Consider the following 823-nt stretch of genomic DNA (forward strand, 5'->3'; position numbering starts at 1 on the left):
AATGGGGCTTTAATAATACCAGCAGTAGTTCAGCTTGCCGTTTTTAGCTGGCCTAACACAATTTATTGTACACCTTTGAATTAGGTTTTTTATCTGCTAAATTTTTACAAAATATAAATAAATATAGTGATAGGATGAACGGTAATATACAAAGATAAACGGTAGGTTAATTGACTAAAGTTTATTTTATGTCAGCAAACAATGTTTTATAATATCGGTTTTTAACTCAAAGTGCTTTCACTACAATTAAGGCAGTTATGACTGTTATTACGCTTAAAAAACCAAGATCTATCAAACGCCATTTCTCCTTATCTTATTACAACACATTTAGTATCGCTATCATTTGTCCTTTGTTTTTAGGTGCTTGTGGTCATGATGATTATTCAAATGACATACAAGATCCTGCCGTTATTACTGAGCAAAGCGTCACTGAACAAAACATCAAAGAAATTGAAGAAAATATCAAAAACTCCTATGCACGTTTAGCAGCGAAGCATTCTGATATTTGTCCCAAACTATTACAAAAAAACGTCGACGACGAAACCATTGTCCGCACAGCCGAGATTATGGTATATGACTACTGTGAGTATTATCTGTACCCAGATGTCGGACAAAGTATTGACGTCGATATCAATACAGACAAGATTGAAACTATGCTGGTGGTGCCATCCGTGCATAATTTTGCTAATGGTCCTTATAAGGTGACTTCTTATAACAAGCACATCATACGTTTAAACTACATCGGCGTTAAGTATAAGCCTAAGCGCTTAGAGTACGATTTGACGATGGTTATCAAAGACTAATCGTTGTTAACATCAATGTA

At 34.6% G+C, this 823-nt stretch carries 1 protein-coding gene; it reads left to right on the forward strand.

Features of this window, described 5'->3' with window-relative positions; translation table 11 throughout:
• Window positions 1-257 precede the first annotated feature (257 nt).
• Window positions 258-803 (forward strand): hypothetical protein, encoded by a 546-nt coding sequence (locus tag ACTXGO_RS15060; protein ID WP_443575090.1) that lies wholly within the window; start codon window positions 258-260, stop codon window positions 801-803.
• The last annotated feature ends 20 nt before the right edge of the window (window positions 804-823 follow it).

This window comes from Psychrobacter sp. T6-1 (assembly GCF_052258445.1).

What these genes read in the sequence shown, in the direction of transcription:
- ACTXGO_RS15060 (WP_443575090.1), top strand. Translation starts at nt 258, where the DNA reads ATGACTGTTATTACGCTTAAAAAACCAAGATCTATCAAACGCCATTTC.